Origin of the sequence: Duganella sp. FT27W, assembly GCF_009295655.1 — a bacterium.
Taxonomy (GTDB): Bacteria; Pseudomonadota; Gammaproteobacteria; order Burkholderiales; family Burkholderiaceae_D; genus Rugamonas; species Rugamonas zoogloeoides.
Map to the genome: position 1 here is coordinate 979,017 of NZ_WHIV01000003.1, position 16,756 is coordinate 995,772.

The window sequence follows — 16,756 nt, forward strand, 5'->3', positions numbered from 1 at the left end:
CGGACCGATCAATGTTGCCATCAGGATTGCTGGAAAATCTTGATCAAAAACAACAATAGCCGCCTGGAATTATTTGGCCAGCGTTCCCGCCACGCGCAACTCGGTGTGGCCGAAATCCATCATCTTCCAGCGCCCGCCCCAGGTCAGTCCGACCGACTGTGCCACCTCACCGTAGAGCTGGTAACCGCGCATGGCCCACGGATCTTTTTCCGAGATCACCAGCTTGCCGTCGCGCAGGAAGGCGCAGTCGGCGGCCAGGCCAAACTGGTGATAGCTCTGGAACGCGCGCGCATTGGTGACAGCGGGGCCGGCCGCCGCCAGCGCGTTCTGCCGCTCGGGACTGCGGTAGCCTTCGAGGATGGCCATGTCGTAGCCGTGCTGCTCCTTCATGATGCGAAACACCACCAGCAACCGCCGCGAGAAATCGGCATCGAGCAGTTGCCAGTTGCGATTTGCGCTGTCGAGCATGGGGCGCACCAGCGTCACCTCGGCGGTGGTAAACACGGGCGGTGGCAGCGCGGCCGGCGCCGCCAGCCGCTCGCCCTTGAGCAACTGCGCCACCTGCTCGTTGGTCACGCGGTGGTCTTCGTAACCACCCAGCATGGTGGGGCTGCTGAGCACCAGCGCCAGCAGCGGCGGTACCGTCACCAGCACCGCTGCGGCCAGCAGCAAGGGCCAGCGCCGCCGCAGCAGGCGCGCCCCGTTTGCCACCCCATCGCGCGCGCCGCGTCCCAGCGTACCGGCTTGCAGCACGCCGTGGGCGGCGCGGCGGCGCACGCCATGTTCGAGGCGCCCGGCCACGCCGGCCACCGACTGCGCCAGCAGCGCCCGCCCGGAGGGAAACAGCAGCAGCCACGCACCGGCGCAAACCGCGACAAAAAACATCAGCATGGAAAAGAGAAACATGGTGCGCTCCATCAAGACCGGGGCGCGCTGCCGGATGGACACTGGCAGGCGGCCGCAACACTTCATGGTATGCCGCCCAGCAAGTCGCGTGAAAGATCAGATCAAACCCGGGAGAAAAATGTGGACACCTCCAAGCAGATGCCGAATCTGATGGGCGCGGCGCACGGCGCGGCCGATGGCAACCGGCGCATCCTGGCGCAGCTCGAATACGGCCCCAAAGCCGGCAGCCGCGCCGCCGGTCCTGCCCGCGCCTGGAGCTTCGATGGCTGGACCGTGGGACTGGTGCTGCTGTTGCTGACGCTGGGCGGCCTGGCCTGGCTGATGCACGAGGAGACCATCACGCCGGTGACTTTCAAGCGCCATGCGGAGGGCGACCGGCATGTCAAAGCAACGGCGGCGCAGGACACAGTGGAGGCAGCAGCAAAGATTGCGGAGAATGTCGCGAATGCAGCAGCAGGGACGACGATGACGGCGACAGCGGTGGATGTGATGCCGGCGGCAAGGGCAGCAGCGGCGGACGTCATGTCTGCAGCCAGCGCAGCGCCAGCAGCGGCTTACGCGGGCAGCAGCGATGTTCATGCGGAGCACCCGGCGGCCATCATCAACCAGCCGCGCCTGGCGGCCTCCGCGCCTTCCGGCACGTTCGCGGTGCCGTTGTCCTCGACGTCAGCGGGGGAGCGCAGCATGGCTGTTGCCTCCGGTCCGCCCCACAGGACCGGCACTCCCACCAGGATCAACGACACAGGCAAAACCGCCAACAAGGCAGGCTCCCACAAAAGCACCATCGCCTCTTACGGCAAGCCGGCACCTGTGGCACCACGCGTGCGCCCTGGTTCCAGCCCGATCCCACCGGCTGCGAGCGACACCGACGTCACCCTGCTGACCGCACTGGTGGCCCACGCGAACAAGCCGGCCAGCGTGGCGCCCGAACCGAGCCGCGACGTGGTCGAGCGCGTGGACGGCGTATCTACCGCCGACCTGCTGGCGCGCTGCAAGCAGTTGGGCCTGATGGAGGGCATGTTGTGCCGCTCCCGCATCTGTTCCGGCGGTTGGGAATCGGACCCGGTCTGCCGCGCACCGGCCAACTAGGCTCGGCTTATGCTTTTTTCATCTAACCGTCTCTGTTTTTATTCGTTCTGGTTTATAAACCCCCGCCGTATATTGACCTCCATGTTGTCTATCGCCACCAAGCGCATCGAGGTTATCCATGTCTGTAGAAGCAATCGCCACCGCCCTGCCTGAAGAACTTGCCACCATCAAGGCAGCGGCACAGTCCTCCAATTTACCGTATGCCGGCGGCGTGCCGCCCGCGCTGGCCTGGGCGCTGTTCAGCAGCGGCCGCGCGCAGCTGATCGACGTGCGCACCGGCGAAGAACGCAAGTTCGTCGGCCACGTTGCCGACAGCGGCCACGTGGCCTGGGCCACCGGCACCGCCCTCACCCGCAACCCGCGCTTCGTGCGCGAACTCGAAAACAAAATCGGCGGCAAGGATGCCGTCGCCCTGCTGCTGTGCCGCAGTGGCAAGCGCTCGGTGCTGGCTGCCGAAGCGGCCACCAAGGCCGGGTTCACCCATGTCTTCAATGTGCTCGAAGGCTTCGAAGGCGAGCTCGATGAGCACCAGCAGCGCGGCAAGGCCGACGGCTGGCGCTTCCACCAACTTCCCTGGATCCAGGACTAATACAATGGGTACCTTCGACATCACCGGTGTAGTGCAGTCGCTGCACGAAGTGCGGCACCAATGGCGCCACACGCAGCGCCGCAACAGCGAAGCGGGCAACCGCGAATTCCCGTCGCGCGATGCGCTCGGCGCGATCATCGACAGCCTGAAAGGCGTGCTGTTCCCGATGCGGCTGGGACCACCCGACCTGCGCCAGGAAAGCGAGGATTTTCATGTCGCCCATGCGCTCGACGGCGCCCTGCACGCGCTGCTCAAGCAGGTACGGCGCGAGCTGGCGTACAACGCGCATCTCGGCCAGTTGGCCGACAGCGATGGCGTGCTCGATCTCGACCAGCAGGCGCTGACCGCCACCCGCGACTTTGCCGCCGCCCTCCCCGCCATCCGCGCCCTGCTCGACAGCGACGTGCTGGCCGCCTACCAGGGCGATCCGGCCGCGCGCAGCGTCGATGAAGTGCTGCTGTGCTATCCGGGCGTGCTGGCCATGATCCATTACCGGCTGGCGCACCAGCTGTATGGCCTGGGCCTGCCGCTGCTGGCGCGCATCATCGCCGAACTGGCGCACGGCGCCACCGGCATCGACATCCACCCCGGCGCCCACATCGGCCCCGGCTTCTTCATCGACCACGGTACCGGCGTGGTGATCGGCGAGACCGCCGTGATCGGCGCCCGGGTGCGGGTGTACCAGGCCGTCACGCTCGGCGCCAAGCGCTTTCCGACCGACGCCGAGGGCAAGTTGCAAAAAGGCTTGCCGCGCCATCCGATCGTCGAAGACGACGTGGTGATCTATGCCGGCGCCACCATCCTGGGCCGCATCACGCTGGGCAAGGGCGCTGTCATCGGCGGCAATGTCTGGCTCACCCACGACGTGCCGGCAGGCGGCCGCATCGCCCAGGCCGAATCGCGCTCGGGGGCGCTGGCCAACAGCATCGGTGCATCATGAGTGCCGATGCCGGACCGGGTTCGCTGGTGCACAACTTCGGCGCCGGCGTGCGTGCGCTGCGCCTCGCGCGCGGCTGGTCGCAGGAGCGGCTGGCCGAGAACTCCAACCTCAATCGTTCGTACATCGGCGAGATCGAACGCGGCAGCGTGATCGCCTCGCTGGTGACACTGGAAAAGCTGGCGGCCGCGCTCAAGCTCACACCGGCCGCGCTGCTGGACCGCAGCGTGCGGGCCGATGCCAACGGCCCCGGTTGATGGCTATAGCATGTTGAGCGGTCCCGCTCCAGCACGCACACTTATGCAAGTCACATCATTAAATCAAAGGAACCTCAAATGACGGCAACTGTAGGCGGCACCACGGCGCTGGGCGACAACGCAGCACGGCAATTAGCCAACGCAACCAAGACTGCACCGCAGCTCGAAACCATCAGTCCACGCTGGCTCACGCACCTGCTGCAATGGGTGCCGGTGGAAGCAGGCATTTACCGCCTCAACAAGGTCAAGAATCCGGAAGCGATCAAGGTCACCTGCACCGCCCGCGAGCAGGAGAACCAGCTGCCGCGCACCTACGTCGATTACGAGGAAAATCCGCGCGAGTACTTCCTCAATGCCGTCTCGACCATCCTCGACGTGCACACCCGCGTTTCCGACTTGTACAGCAGCCCGCACGACCAGATCAAGGAGCAGCTGCGCCTGACCATCGAGACCATCAAGGAAAACCAGGAAAGCGAACTGATCAACAATCCGGACTACGGCCTGCTGGCGCAAGTGACCGACGAGCAGCGCATCTTCCCGCTCACCGGCGCGCCCACCCCGGACGACCTCGATGAACTGCTGACCAAGGTCTGGAAAGAGCCGGCCTTCTTCCTCACCCACCCGCTGGCGATTGCCGCCTTCGGCCGCGAAGCGACCCGTCGCGGCACGCCGCCGCCGACCATCAGCCTGTTCGGTTCGCAGTTCATCACCTGGCGCGGCATTCCCCTGATCCCGTCCGACAAGGTGCCGGTGGCCGACGGCAAATCGAAGATCATCCTGCTGCGCGTGGGCGACAAGCGGCAAGGCGTGGTCGGCCTGTTCCAGCCTGGCCTGCCGGGCGAGCAAAGCCCGGGCCTGTCGGTGCGCTTCATGGGCATCAACAACCACGCGATTTCGTCGTACCTGATTTCGCTGTACTGCTCGCTCGCGGTGCTGACCTCCGACGCGCTGGCCGTGCTGGACGACGTCGAAATCGGCAAATACCACGACTACCCTGACACCTACAAGTAAGCCGCGCCGTGAGCATCCTGACGCCCCCCTCCTCCCTCCCGGCCAGCCCGCCGGCCAGCGTGCCAGCACCGACGGGCGCGCCCTTCGATCCGGCCGTGCTGGCGCGGCTGGCGAACGAGCTGTTTGCAGCGTCGCCGTTTGCTTCGCCGTTTGCGTCGCCCGGCTCGGCACCTGGCTCGTCATCCGGTTCCGCACCTGGCGCGGCGCCGGGTTTGTCGCCATCGTTGGCGTCATCGTCGGCATATCCGTCTGCGCCGTCGTCGGCATCTCTGTCGCCGCCATCGCAGGTGCAGCAGTTTGCACCAACGGCGGCACGGCAGTTTTCCGCGCCGGGCGTGCAGGCGCCGGCCAATATCGCGCCGGCCGGCTCGCCCTTGGCCAGCCCCGCCGGCTTCGGTCCGGCCGTGCCAGGTACGCCGATCCCGCAAGGACAAATCCCCGGTACCAATCTGATCCCGGCCTCGCCTACCCAGGTGCTGTCGCTGGCCAATCGCGCGCCGGCGCTGCTGCCGTCCGCGCAAGCGGGCAACGGCGTGCCGGATAAGGCGCTCGGCGCGATACCCGCGTACGAGCCCCGCGTGGGCGGCGCGCTGCTCGGCGTGCCGCAGGCGTTCGGGAACACGCCTGGTAATGCCGGTGCGGCTGGCGTGCCTGCTGCGCCGTTTGGCGTGGGCGTGCCTGTTACGCCAGCAGCGCAGCAGTACCCGGCTTCGCCTTTCGCAGACACTGGCGCCTACTACTTCCTGAGCGACCGCCACGGCCAACCCGGCGCCACCGCGCCCGACCAGCGGAACGCCGCCGCACCAGGAGCATCGAGCGCACCGGGCGCCCCAACGCCCGCGCCGCAGTACTATTTTGTCGATGCCGTCACCCTGCCCAGCGGTTTTGTCACGCCTGCCAAACCGGCGCCACATGGCACCGTGCCGCTGGCTGGCAGCGACCGCCATCCGCCGTTCGATGTGCACGCGGTGCGACGCGATTTTCCGATCTTGCAGGAGCGCGTCAATGGCCGCCAGCTGGTATGGTTCGATAACGCCGCCACCACCCACAAGCCGCAATCGGTGATCGACCGCATCAGCTACTTCTACGAGCACGAAAACTCCAACATCCACCGCGCCGCGCATGCGCTGGCGGCGCGCGCCACCGACGCCTACGAAGGCGCGCGTGAGCGGGTGCGGCGTTTCCTCAACGCGCCCGATGTGAACGAGGTGATTTTCGTGCGCGGCACCACCGAGGCCATCAACCTGGTGGCCAAGAGCTGGGGCGGCCAGCACGTGGGCGAAGGCGACGAGATCATCGTCTCCAACCTCGAACACCACGCCAACATCGTGCCGTGGCAGCAGCTGGCCGCCGCCAAGGGCGCCACGCTGCGCGTGATCCCGGTCGATGACAGCGGCCAGGTGCTGCTCGACGAGTACCGCAAGCTGCTCAACGATCGCACGAAAATTGTCGCCGTCACGCAGGTCTCGAATGCGCTTGGCACCGTGGTGCCGGTCAAGGAGATCGTGGAACTGGCGCACCGCGCGGGGGCCAAGGCGCTGGTCGATGGCGCGCAATCGGTGTCGCATATGCGCATCGACGTGCAGGACATCGGCGCCGACTTCTTCGTGTTCTCGGGCCACAAGCTGTTCGGCCCGACCGGCATCGGCGTGGTGTGGGGCAAGCGCGAAGTGCTCGAAGATATGCCGCCATGGCAGGGCGGCGGCAATATGATCGCCGACGTCACGTTCGAAAAAACCGTGTTCCAGCCGATTCCGAACAAGTTCGAAGCTGGCACCGGCAACATCGCCGACGCGGTGGGCCTCGGCGCCGCCATCGATTACATCAACAAGATCGGCATCGAGAACATCGCCCGCTACGAGCACGAACTGCTGGAGTACGGCACCCACAAGCTGCGCGAAATCCCCGGCGTGCGCCTGATCGGCACGGCGGCGGACAAAGCCAGCGTGATGTCGTTCGTGCTGACAGGCTACACGACCGAGGAAGTGGGCAAGGCGCTCAACGAAGAAGGCATCGCCGTGCGCACCGGCCACCACTGCGCGCAGCCGATCCTGCGCCGGTTCGGCGTGGAGACCACGGTGCGGCCGTCGCTGGCGTTCTACAACACCTACGACGAAATCGACCGTTTGATCGCGGTGGTGCGGCGGTTGGCTGGAGAGCGGCGCAACGGCTGAAGCACCATCCGCCCGGCAGTTGCCCATGAAAGCCTCGTGCACTGCACGGGGCTTTTTTTCGTCGAAATGGTTTGACATGCTGACACCTGTCAGATATTGTTGACACATGAAATCAAAACACCTTACTGGCGATCAGCTGCTGGCGGCGCTGGCGGCGCTGTCCAACCCGCACCGTTTGCGGGTGGTGGCAGCACTGGCCGCAGGCGGGCGCAATTACGTGAGCCAGCTGGCGCGGGAGTTGAACATCAGCCGGCCCTTGCTGCACCTGCATTTGCAGAAGCTGGAAGACGCCGGGCTGGTAACGAGCCAGCTGGAACTGTCGGACGATGGCAAGGCGCTCAATTTTTTCGACGTCGCACCATTCGCCATCGACCTGTCGCCGGCCACGATCAGTACCGCAGTCGCCACCCTGACCAACAATCCTGAAAAATAGAGGCAACCATGTCTGAACCGATTTACCTGACGACCCTCGGCATCTTCTTCGGCACGATCCTGATGATCTTCCTGATCCGCTCGCAGACCATCGTCAAAAAGGCGCAACTGCAAGCGGACAGCGAAGAGTCTTACCGCCTGCTGGCCGAACGCGCGGTCGCCGCCGAAGAAGCCACCGCCGCTGCCCTGACCGACCTGAAAATCCGCATCGTCGCCATTGAAAAAGTGCTGAAAGACGTCGAGTAATCCAACCTGCCAGAATGGGAGTAGCGCCATGCCACACGTATCGCTGTTTCGTTTGTATTCGCTGAGAGCTGTGTACCTGATCATCGCGCTGGGACTGGCGCTGGTCGTGTGGCCGGGCGTGCTGCGCCACGCCGAACCGTGGGGTTTGTCGCAGGGGGTGGTCAAGTGCATGCTGACGGCGTTCAGCCTGCTGTGCATCGTCGGCATCCGCTATCCCTTGCAGATGTTGCCGGTGCTGCTGTGGGAATTGACGTGGAAGTCGCTGTGGCTGCTGCTGGTCGCCCTGCCCGCCTGGCAGAGCGGCACCATGGACGAGACAATCATCGCCACCGCCTTCGAATGCGCGGTGGCCATCATCATCCCGATTGCGATGCCTTGGAGGTATGTGTTCGATCAGTACATTCGCAAGCGCGGTGACCGGTGGGGTGCGGCTGCGGTTTGAGTTGGCGCAGAATAGTGCCATTCGCTACTGCACAGCTGTGACAATTCGTGAATTTCCAGCCCGGCTCTGTCTTATATAGTTTGAGTTGCCTAACGGCACTCCAACTATCTACAAGGACAGATGACCATGACGAGTTTGCAAGCCCCGAAACAGAGCGTCAGTTTGCACTACGCGGTGTCAACGGATAACGGCGCGGTATTGCCAATCAAGGGACAAGGGACGGTATCGATCAAGCCCGATGTTGTGGAAGACGCCCTGCGCTTTGTCTTCTCCACCAAGGAAGGCAGCACGCTGGAGGTGGCGATCAGCCGAACCTGCTTTACCATCGACTGCAAGACAGGCGGCAAGATCAGCAACCTGGTGACCTCGGAAGACAAGAAACTGCTGCTCACCTTGCCCGAAATCAGGCAACCATACTGGGTCAGCATCGACACCAACAACCAGCGCATCCGCTACGGCAAGGGTGAGATGCTGCGCGGGCTGATGCTGCTCGAATATCAATGGAATGCCGAGTCGACCTGTACATTGAAGGACTTCAGCAAGGACCTGCGCGAAGTCGACATTCTGGGCACGGTAAAGGACCACCTGCGCGTGATGCAGATACCGGTCACGCTCGATCCACCGCCTGCCGTCATCCCGACCTCGGCCATCACCATGGAAATCATCGCCGGTAACAGCGCATCCGTGGTCAACGACTTGCCGCCGGTGTGCCAGCGCCTGTACGCCAACGTCGCCGGCCCCGGCATCACCCTGAATTCACCGGACTTCCCCGAGTTTGCCCAGGCGATCCAGTACTCCATCAACACCAAGGGCGCACTCTGTTACACCAAGCTTCAGCACAAGGAAGCGGAGTTCGGCTACCTGCGCATCACGCTCGACACCAATATGGGCGATTCGCCCGGCCAGCCGTACGTGCTGGAGATTTGGCCGGCAGGCAATGGCTCGCCGATCCACGACCACGGCGAAGCCTGCGCCGTCATCAAGGTGCTGCATGGACAGATCCAGGTATCGTGGTTCAGTTCGCTCGACCCGAACCTGCTCACACCGTGGGGCAGCATGATCGCCCATGCCGGCGACGTCACCTTCCTCACGCCCGACTACTACCAGATCCACCAGCTGAAAAATCCGTCACCGAAACCGGGCGGCGACTTCTGCGCGACGATCCAGTGCTACCGCTATCCGGACACTAACGACACGCACTACGAATACTTCGACTACATCGAGAAAGACAAAATCGAGCACTTCCTGCCGGATTCGGACTGGGAATACCTGGACTTCAAGCAGAAGATCAAGGAAGAGTGGGAAAACGCGATGGCGGCCGCCGCAAAATAAGGCCCAAAGCAAAAAGCCCAACCGGTAAAGGCTGGGCTTTTTGATGCTACGCATTCTGGCTCCCCGACCTGGACTCGAACCAGGGACCTGCGGATTAACAGTCCGTCGCTCTACCAACTGAGCTATCAGGGAAAAGAGGCCGCATTATATACGGCCTCGGGTCAGCTGTCTACGCTGAACGGCGAATTTTAGAAATTGCCGCGGAACTGGGCGCCGAACTGGCGTGGCTCGTTCACGAAACCGGTGCGGTTGTTGAAGTCGATGCCGCCGATGATGCGCGCGGTGTTGGTGATGTTGCGGCCGAACGCTGCCACCTCATACTTGCCGCCATCCCAGTTGTAGCCGACGCGCACGCCGCCTTCCACCATCGATTTGCCGGTGAACTCTTTCGACTCGTACAGGAAGAAGTTGATCTTGCTGCGGTAAGCCCAGTCGGTCAGCACGAACAGGTTGCCGTTTTCCAGCGCCCAGTTGTAGCGGGCGGTGGCGTTGACGGTGTACTTCGGCGCCTGTGGCAACGCGTTGCCGTTGATCAGGGCGAAGCCGTTGGCGTCGACCGGATCGGTCACGGTGCAACGGCTAGGGCTGCAGGTGGCCACGCGCAGCGACGGGTCCTTGATCTCGGTGAAGTTGTACGAACCGCCTGCGGTCACCTTGAAAGCCGGGGTGATAAAGGCTTCGAAGTCCGCTTCCACGCCGCGACCGGTGGTCTTGGCTGCGTTGATCAGCTGGTTGGCATTGGACAGGCCGCCCACCACGGTCAGCTGCTGGTTCTTGACTTCGTAGTTGTAGATGCTGAAGTTGGCACGGGCGCGACGGTTGAACAGGTCAGCCTTGATACCGGCTTCGTACGAGGTGATGGTTTCCGCATCGGCCACGGTGATCGGCACTGCTGCCGATGCCGCTGCGATACTTGGCGCGCGGAAGCCGGTCGCCACGCGGGCGTAGGCGTTGACGTCCGGGTTGATCTTGTAGGTCAGGCTGGCATCCCAGTTGGCCTTGCTCTTGTCGGCGTCGGCCGTGCTTGGACCCGTTTGCGCCACGTTGATATTGGTGACGGTACGGAAGTCCTTCTTGTCGTTGGTGTAGCGCACGCCGCCACGCAGGACCAGGTCGCTGCTCAGGTCGTAAGTTACCGAACCGAAGATGGCCTTGGCGGTGTTGTTCTGGTGACTCACCAGGTGCGAGGTACGCGCGCCGGCGGTGTCGAAGTTGTCGGTCAGGCCTTCGGCGCTTTCCTTGAACCAGTACACACCGGTCTGCCAGTTCAGGGGACCGGCGTTTTTCGATTCGACGCGGAATTCCTGGCTGTACTGCTTCAGGTAGCTCAGGCCACCGGCAGTTTCAACCTGGAACGGCACGCCCGGCTGGTTCGGGTAGCCGCCGTCGATGTCGCCACGGCTCAGGTAGTCGTCCACGCCTTCGTAGCCGGTAATCGAGAACAGCTTGACCGCGCCCAGGTCCCAGGACAGGCGCACGTTGGCGCCGTTGGTGCGCAGGTGCTGGCCGTTCTGGGCATTGGTGCCGATCTTGGTGAAGTCGTAGCCGTCGGCAAAGTCGTTGGTACCCTGGCGGATCAGGTTGGCGCGGAACAGGCGTGCGCTGCCGGTGGTCGAACGCGAGTGCACATTGAACAGGGCATTGAAGGTGGTGCTCGGCTTGTACAGGAACTGCACGCGCTCGGCGTGTTCGTTGTAGCCTTCCAGCGAGTCTTTGGCGCCGGTGAAGGTGTTGTCGACGAAGTCGTCGCGGTGCTGGCGCAGGGTCGATACGCGCATTGCCCATTCCTTCGACAGCGGCACGTTGGCGGCGCCTTCGAGATTGATGGTGTTATGGCTGGCCCACGACAGGCTGTAGTAGCCTTCCACTTTATCGAGGTTCGGCTTGGCCGATTCGAACTTGACCACGCCGGCCGGGGTGTTGCGGCCGAACAGGGTGCCCTGCGGGCCGCGCAGTACTTCCACGCCGGCCAGGTCGAACATCGGGAAACCTTTCAGGATGCCGTTTTCCTGCACCACGTCGTCGTAGATCAGCGACACTGGTTGCGAGGCGAACGCGTTGAAGTCCGTGTTGCCGTAGCCGCGAATGTAGAAGCGCGGGAAGGTACGGCCGTTCGACGATTCGATATTCAGCGATGGCACTTTGCCGGCCAGCACGCGAATGTCCTGGCCGCCGGACAGCAGCACGTCGAGGCGCTCATCCTTGAGCATCGTCACCGACACCGGCACGTCCTTGATGTTTTCAGCGCGACGCTGGGCGGTTACCACGACGGTTTCCAGTTGCGGTTGGGTTGCGGTCTGGGCCATTGCGGCGCCCATAGGCATAACGGCGCTCAGCGCCAGCAGGCGCTTGTGCATCTTGGACAGTTTGATCATTCGAATTCCCGATTTAATTGGCTGATAAAGAGTGCGAAACAGTGTCTCCTGTCTTCTCTTTTGTGGTCTGGCTTCCGGCTGATCATCTGTCGCGACCATGGCGGTTCAAGCGGGGCAACGCATCTTGAAGATGTCTAGAATGCACCCGCTTTGAGAAAGGCGGTATTTTCTTTCATTGATAGGTGGTATTGCAAGCCGAATATATGACCAGCTCGCTTAAGTGTTAGATATTCGGTACACCATATGTGTTTACAGAATATAAAAAGGCGCCCGGCTGTGCAGCGGGGCGCCTTTTGGCGAAAAAATCAATACTGTTTATTTCGTTACACCAAGTCGCTTGGGCGCGACTTTTTTGGTGAAATCCTCACCATGTGTGTGGAAAACACCACAGCGGTTACATGCCGAGCGAACGCAGCAGGTCGGAATTGTCGTCGATGTCATCCACCGGCGCTGACTGGGAACCCTGGTTACCCTTGGCTTGCTCGGCATCCATCAGGGCGTCGGCATCGGTTTCTTCGTGGGTGTCGAAGTCGTGCAGGCGGATGAATTCGGTACGGTCGATCGCCAGTTCCAGGTAGAAGATGTTGTTCTTCTCGGTGTAGAACGTTACGCGGCGGATTTCCGGACGGTCCAGCGGCGTATCGACGTTCAGCATCACCTGCTTGTTGAGCACCAGCATTTTCGGCTGGTTCTGGGTGATGTTGGTTTGCAGTTCGCGGCGCACCTTGCCGGTGAAGTCGCCGACGATCTGGTTCATCAGCTCGCCCATGATGTTGGACACTTCGTCCGACGTGTGGGCGGTGGCCAGTTCCGACTTCGGCATGCCCATGGTGAGCATGTAGCGTTCGTAGATTTCCATCGCGGTAGCGGCGCTGAAGTTGAGCACCACCAGGCCGGTGAAGCCGCCGTCGAACAGCACGAAGCAACCGATGTCCGGCTTCAGGCCGATCTTGGTAATGCGCTGCACCATACCCGAATAGTTCACGCGGCTCTGCGTGGCCACGTTGATCACGCGCGATACGGAATCGCACAAGCTCTTCAGCACATCCTCGGTGCCGTAGACAACCGTTTCTTTTTCAAAACTCATGGTGAACCTCTGTGACCTTTTCAATTGTAAAAGCTGGGTGCAGGTGCGCGCTGCGCAACGACCGCGTCCCGAGTTAGAAGAATAACCAGATGCAAGATTCACGTCCACCGATACCTGCGATTTCATGAAACATTTGTGCCGAAATGCAAATTCTGTGAGCCATCCGCCTATGCCTCATAGCAGACCTTGTTCGTTTCAAATCGAATTTGATTTCCGGTAACATTCTCCGGCATTACCGCCACATCAAACATATCGAATCAACTATCAATCCCGGGAAAAACCAATGAACAATTTCCGCTCACGGTTACGGACGGCGTGCGCGCTGGCCGTGGCCGCCCTGCTGGCAGCCTGCGGCGCTGGCAATGACGCCAACCGGCAACCGGCCACCAAGACCGCCAGCTTTGCCGCCACGGTGGTGGCCGGCAGCGATGCGCTGGTACTGCCGCTCGAAGTGCTCGGCAACGGTGCGCGCGCCACGCCGGTGATTGCCGAAGCCCGGCTGGGCCTGGCTGCCTACAAGCTCGGCGCCGCGACACAATTGTGGTTCCAGTGCCACCGCTGCGGCTTCTACGGTGCGCCGGAATTCGAGGCCACCACCGCCCTGCCCGTCAAGATCAAGGCCAGCATCCGCATCCTTGGCGGCGCCGGCGACGACAGCAACGCGCCGTGGATCGACGTTACCGACGCCAACATGGTGCTGGCCGACGACGAGCGCCTGCATGGCGGCATCAACGGCGGCTTCTACACCACCCGCATCACCGTGCCGCTCGACGCGGCGGCCAGGGCGCGCCTGGTGGCGCTGCCCGGCATGAACCGCATCCAGTTCCGCTTCAACGGCACCGACGGCGAATCGAACGGCTACCGCATCCTCAACCTGCAATTGCAGGACGCCAGCGCAGCGCAGGTGGACACCACCACCGTGCAGCGCTTCGATCCGCTAAGCGAGCGCGGCACCGGCAACCTGGCACAAGCCGATATCGATGCCGGCAAAGCCTTGTGGTACGCGCATGGCAACAACGCCAAATCGGTCATCGTCACCCGCAAGCTGCAGGCCGCATGTGCTTCGTGCCACGCCGACAACGGCCGCGACCTGCAGTACTTCAATTATTCAAACAATGCCATCGTCCAGCGCAGCCGCTTCCACGGCCTCTCCGACACCCAGGGTGCGCAGATCGCCGCCTTCCTGCGCGCATCGCTCAAGGACGTGCCATACGTGGCCAAGGCGCGGCCATGGAATCCGCCATACCAGCCTGGACCAGGCCTCGACTGCACTACCGCTGCCTGCGCGACCGAATGGTCGGCCGGCGCCGGCCTCGAGGCGGTGCTGACCAATCCGACCGATGCCGTGAAAGCGCTGTTCGGCAAACCCTTGAGCGTGCCGCTGGCCCTTACCCAGGCCGACATCGACCGCGTGATGAATCCCGACGCCACCATGAACGTGCGCGAGACCGCGATCCCGATGCAGTTCCCCGACTGGAATGCCTGGCTGCCCACCACCCATCCGCTCGACATCTGGCCCACGACGGCAGACGGCAGCGGCTTTACCAACGGCATCCAGCATCCGAACGAAGGCTGGCAAAATCCCAACGGCCGTTACCACGACCTGATCAACTGGTTCGAGCAGCACAAAAACCCCAACGGCAACCGCGCCGATTACAGCCACCTGATCCCGGACCTGCGGGTGCAGATCAATGCCATGATGACGTTTACCGGGTGGGACGCCTATAAATTCCTCGGCGGCGGACGCGGCAACCACATTGCCGACAACGGCCAGCAATACGGCGCACAGCGCGGCGCTGCTTACCTGCAAACCCTGGCCAACAGCACCACCATGGCCGCCGCCAAGCCGCGCGACTTCACCACCAACGCCTTCATCGAGCGCGCGGTGGCCAGCATGTTCCACTGGAACGTGGTCAAGCAGTGGGAACTGGCGCAGGACTACCAGCTCGAAGGCAACCAGACCTGGTTCATCGGCGACAAGGATAAAACCACCGGCCAGTGGAAGGGTCGCGGCGAGGCGCACGGCTGGCCGTTCCAGACCGTGAGCCTGTTCTTCCTGGCGCCGCACATGGTGTACCAGGAGGACAAGAACGCGGCGGGCAAGATCACGCGCGAGTGGTATACGGCCTGGGAGGCGGACAACATCGTCGGCTCCTACTACCGCAGCAACCAGTGGTACCAGTTGCAGATGACGGTCAATCCCGGCGGCCAGAGCGGCTGGGTGAACTACCCGATGGACTGGCCGTACCTGACCGCGTTCGACGAATACATCGGCGACCTGGTGGGCTCCGGCACACCAGCGGCGCGCGCCCTGCAAAACAGCCACAACATCCGCCTGCTGCAAGGACGCATCAAGGGCGCGCAATACGTCAACAACGATATCCCGATCTGGGACCCGAACGGCCCCACCGGCTACGACAACGCAGCCCGCTACGGCCGCGCCCAGATCGTCAAGCACCTAGCCACCGCCAACTTCCTCGACAAGGCCACGCGCGAAGGCGTACAACCCTCGCGCTACCGCTTCCTCGACGAACTGCAGCCGGGCCTGTATCTAAAAACCGTGAACGGCGCGATCGGCCAGTTCAACGCGCTGTACACCCACCAGCCAGCAAGCGCCTGGCGCCGCTGCGACCCGGCCAACACCGAGTTGGGCGAACCGGAAAACGTCGCCGGCTTCCGCTACTGCCTCGACCAGGCCAAGGCGCCACTGGGCCACTATCCGGACGGCGGCTACTACATGGTCACCAACAACCTCGGCCAGATTACCACCGAGCAGACCGAACAATACGGACTGTGGAAGGCAACGCAAATGGGTGCGGAGCCGGCGCGGTTGAAGGTGTGGCGTGATTGGACTGAGGCGGTTTGGCAGTAGGATAAAGTTTGCCCGGGCCGGGCTGCCGTTGCCTGGCCCACCCTGCAGCCATACAGAGTTTGTCGCGTGCGCCGATTGAACTTCCCGTGCAAATGCCGTACATTGGGCGATGCAATCCGGCCTTCCTGGAGATAGGGATGACTACGTTAGATAAAGTGAAAGCGGCTACAGACGATGTTGTGGCAGACGAGGCCGCGCAAGAGCATGAGCTGATCCGGCTGTCCAGGGAAGAGCAGATTGCCTTCGTTTCGGCGGTCCTGAAAGCTGCCGAGCCGGGCGCACGACTGCGCAAGGCGGCCGATAGCTATCGGCGCAAATCGGGACTGTAATGTCGCTGGTCCTGGCGCCTGAATTCGTAGTCGCGCTCGCAAGCGGACACGATCGCAGCGCCTTCAACTGCGGAAGCGATGCTCTCAACCGCTATTTGAAGCATCAAGCCAGGCAGGACGCGGACCGGTATGTAGCCGCACCGTTCGTACTCGTCGAGTCGGACACCATCACCGTGCGTGGCTTTTACACGCTCTCGTCATCGTTGATTCCCCTGCGCGAATTACCGGCCAAGCTTGCAAAGAAGCTACCGCGCTACAACAGCCTCCCGGTAACCCTGCTTGGGCGCCTGGCGCGCGACAAAACTATTCCAGACAAAGGCTTGGGCGAATTTCTGCTACTCAATGCGCTGCATCGCAGCCTCGTGCAAGCACCGTGGACTTTGGGCTGGAGCAGTTTGAGCTAATGGCCCAGCTGATGCGGTCATGTAAGGGCAAGGTGATGGTCTCGATCAATGACCACGCGACATCCGTAGGGCATTCGAGGGTCTCCACATTCTGGAACTGGATATCAAGTACTCGACGGCAAACGTCCACGACACCGTCAAGGTCAGCACCGAACTGGTGATCACTAATTGGGATTGCTCAGTGCTGACTGGGTTGTTAGCCAGCGTAGGCCAAAAAATCCAAAACGCATTAAAGCGCTCTTGCGTCGTTCAAATGGTGCTGGCCTGCACATCG

The 16,756-nt window shown here is 62.6% G+C and carries 16 protein-coding genes and 1 tRNA gene; 13 read left to right on the plus strand and 4 right to left on the minus strand.

The annotated features are described in order from the left end of the window. Positions 1-69 precede the first annotated feature (69 nt). On the minus strand, positions 70-906 hold the full coding sequence (locus tag F8197_RS16185; protein ID WP_152882715.1) for a M15 family metallopeptidase: 837 nt from the start codon (positions 904-906) through the stop codon (positions 70-72). A gap of 120 nt (positions 907-1,026) precedes the next feature. Here F8197_RS16185 and F8197_RS16190 point away from each other — a divergent pair, with 120 nt between their 5' ends. From F8197_RS16190 to F8197_RS16235, 10 genes are all read left to right on the plus strand, one after another. Beyond that, positions 1,027-1,995, plus strand: a complete 969-nt coding sequence (locus F8197_RS16190; protein ID WP_152882716.1) for a hypothetical protein — start codon at positions 1,027-1,029, stop codon at positions 1,993-1,995. Between the two features lie 118 nt (positions 1,996-2,113). After that, positions 2,114-2,584 (plus strand): rhodanese-like domain-containing protein, encoded by a 471-nt coding sequence (locus F8197_RS16195; protein ID WP_152882717.1) that lies wholly within the window; start codon positions 2,114-2,116, stop codon positions 2,582-2,584. A gap of 4 nt (positions 2,585-2,588) precedes the next feature. Continuing rightward, positions 2,589-3,524: a serine O-acetyltransferase EpsC gene (gene epsC / locus F8197_RS16200; RefSeq protein WP_152882718.1), complete on the plus strand. Its 936-nt coding sequence runs from the start codon at positions 2,589-2,591 to the stop codon at positions 3,522-3,524. Further along, the gene (locus tag F8197_RS16205; protein ID WP_019920423.1) at positions 3,521-3,778 is read left to right on the plus strand and encodes a helix-turn-helix domain-containing protein; all 258 of its coding nucleotides are present in this window, start codon (positions 3,521-3,523) and stop codon (positions 3,776-3,778) included. Before epsC ends, F8197_RS16205 begins: the two co-directional genes overlap by 4 nt. 78 nt (positions 3,779-3,856) lie before the next feature. Continuing rightward, positions 3,857-4,789: a family 2A encapsulin nanocompartment shell protein gene (locus F8197_RS16210; RefSeq protein WP_019920424.1), complete on the plus strand. Its 933-nt coding sequence runs from the start codon at positions 3,857-3,859 to the stop codon at positions 4,787-4,789. Positions 4,790-4,797: 8 nt separating this feature from the next. Continuing rightward, complete coding sequence (locus F8197_RS16215; RefSeq protein ID WP_373996894.1) at positions 4,798-6,963, plus strand: family 2A encapsulin nanocompartment cargo protein cysteine desulfurase; 2,166 nt, start codon at positions 4,798-4,800, stop codon at positions 6,961-6,963. A gap of 106 nt (positions 6,964-7,069) precedes the next feature. Then, the gene (locus F8197_RS16220; RefSeq protein ID WP_152882719.1) at positions 7,070-7,396 is read left to right on the plus strand and encodes a winged helix-turn-helix domain-containing protein; all 327 of its coding nucleotides are present in this window, start codon (positions 7,070-7,072) and stop codon (positions 7,394-7,396) included. A gap of 8 nt (positions 7,397-7,404) precedes the next feature. Further along, on the plus strand, positions 7,405-7,641 hold the full coding sequence (locus F8197_RS16225) for a hypothetical protein (RefSeq protein WP_152882720.1): 237 nt from the start codon (positions 7,405-7,407) through the stop codon (positions 7,639-7,641). A 28-nt stretch (positions 7,642-7,669) separates the two neighbouring features. After that, entirely contained in the window at positions 7,670-8,083 is a 414-nt protein-coding gene (locus F8197_RS16230) for a hypothetical protein (RefSeq protein ID WP_152882721.1), read from the plus strand. Between the two features lie 126 nt (positions 8,084-8,209). Further along, complete coding sequence (locus F8197_RS16235; RefSeq protein ID WP_152882722.1) at positions 8,210-9,415, plus strand: cysteine dioxygenase family protein; 1,206 nt, start codon at positions 8,210-8,212, stop codon at positions 9,413-9,415. Positions 9,416-9,471: 56 nt separating this feature from the next. Here the strand turns inward: F8197_RS16235 and F8197_RS16240 are convergent. The 3 genes from F8197_RS16240 to F8197_RS16250 form a co-directional block, all read right to left on the minus strand. Continuing rightward, positions 9,472-9,547: transfer RNA gene (locus F8197_RS16240), tRNA-Asn, on the minus strand. Positions 9,548-9,603: 56 nt separating this feature from the next. Continuing rightward, the gene (locus F8197_RS16245; protein WP_152882723.1) at positions 9,604-11,790 is read right to left on the minus strand and encodes a TonB-dependent receptor; all 2,187 of its coding nucleotides are present in this window, start codon (positions 11,788-11,790) and stop codon (positions 9,604-9,606) included. 394 nt (positions 11,791-12,184) lie between these two features. Next, a complete protein-coding gene (locus F8197_RS16250; protein WP_152882724.1) occupies positions 12,185-12,877 on the minus strand; it encodes a DUF3334 family protein in 693 nt (230 codons plus the stop codon). A gap of 283 nt (positions 12,878-13,160) precedes the next feature. Between F8197_RS16250 and F8197_RS16255 the strand changes: the two genes are divergently transcribed. From F8197_RS16255 to F8197_RS16265, 3 genes are all read left to right on the plus strand, one after another. Next, on the plus strand, positions 13,161-15,749 hold the full coding sequence (locus F8197_RS16255; protein WP_152882725.1) for a hypothetical protein: 2,589 nt from the start codon (positions 13,161-13,163) through the stop codon (positions 15,747-15,749). A gap of 137 nt (positions 15,750-15,886) precedes the next feature. Then, on the plus strand, positions 15,887-16,078 hold the full coding sequence (locus F8197_RS16260) for a DUF1778 domain-containing protein (RefSeq protein WP_227012275.1): 192 nt from the start codon (positions 15,887-15,889) through the stop codon (positions 16,076-16,078). Beyond that, positions 16,078-16,482: a GNAT family N-acetyltransferase gene (locus F8197_RS16265; protein ID WP_152882726.1), complete on the plus strand. Its 405-nt coding sequence runs from the start codon at positions 16,078-16,080 to the stop codon at positions 16,480-16,482. The genes F8197_RS16260 and F8197_RS16265 overlap by 1 nt, the downstream gene beginning before the upstream one ends. Positions 16,483-16,756: the final 274 nt, after the last annotated feature.

Coding starts and splice junctions, on each gene's coding strand:
- F8197_RS16185 (WP_152882715.1), bottom strand. CDS start 906: ATGTTTCTCTTTTCCATGCTGATGTTTTTTGTCGCGGTTTGCGCCGGT.
- F8197_RS16225 (WP_152882720.1), top strand. CDS start 7,405: ATGTCTGAACCGATTTACCTGACGACCCTCGGCATCTTCTTCGGCACG.
- F8197_RS16235 (WP_152882722.1), top strand. CDS start 8,210: ATGACGAGTTTGCAAGCCCCGAAACAGAGCGTCAGTTTGCACTACGCG.
- F8197_RS16265 (WP_152882726.1), top strand. CDS start 16,078: ATGTCGCTGGTCCTGGCGCCTGAATTCGTAGTCGCGCTCGCAAGCGGA.
- F8197_RS16250 (WP_152882724.1), bottom strand. CDS start 12,877: ATGAGTTTTGAAAAAGAAACGGTTGTCTACGGCACCGAGGATGTGCTG.
- F8197_RS16210 (WP_019920424.1), top strand. CDS start 3,857: ATGACGGCAACTGTAGGCGGCACCACGGCGCTGGGCGACAACGCAGCA.
- F8197_RS16220 (WP_152882719.1), top strand. CDS start 7,070: ATGAAATCAAAACACCTTACTGGCGATCAGCTGCTGGCGGCGCTGGCG.
- F8197_RS16195 (WP_152882717.1), top strand. CDS start 2,114: ATGTCTGTAGAAGCAATCGCCACCGCCCTGCCTGAAGAACTTGCCACC.
- F8197_RS16260 (WP_227012275.1), top strand. CDS start 15,887: ATGACTACGTTAGATAAAGTGAAAGCGGCTACAGACGATGTTGTGGCA.
- F8197_RS16205 (WP_019920423.1), top strand. CDS start 3,521: ATGAGTGCCGATGCCGGACCGGGTTCGCTGGTGCACAACTTCGGCGCC.
- epsC (WP_152882718.1), top strand. CDS start 2,589: ATGGGTACCTTCGACATCACCGGTGTAGTGCAGTCGCTGCACGAAGTG.
- F8197_RS16245 (WP_152882723.1), bottom strand. CDS start 11,790: ATGATCAAACTGTCCAAGATGCACAAGCGCCTGCTGGCGCTGAGCGCC.
- F8197_RS16255 (WP_152882725.1), top strand. CDS start 13,161: ATGAACAATTTCCGCTCACGGTTACGGACGGCGTGCGCGCTGGCCGTG.
- F8197_RS16230 (WP_152882721.1), top strand. CDS start 7,670: ATGCCACACGTATCGCTGTTTCGTTTGTATTCGCTGAGAGCTGTGTAC.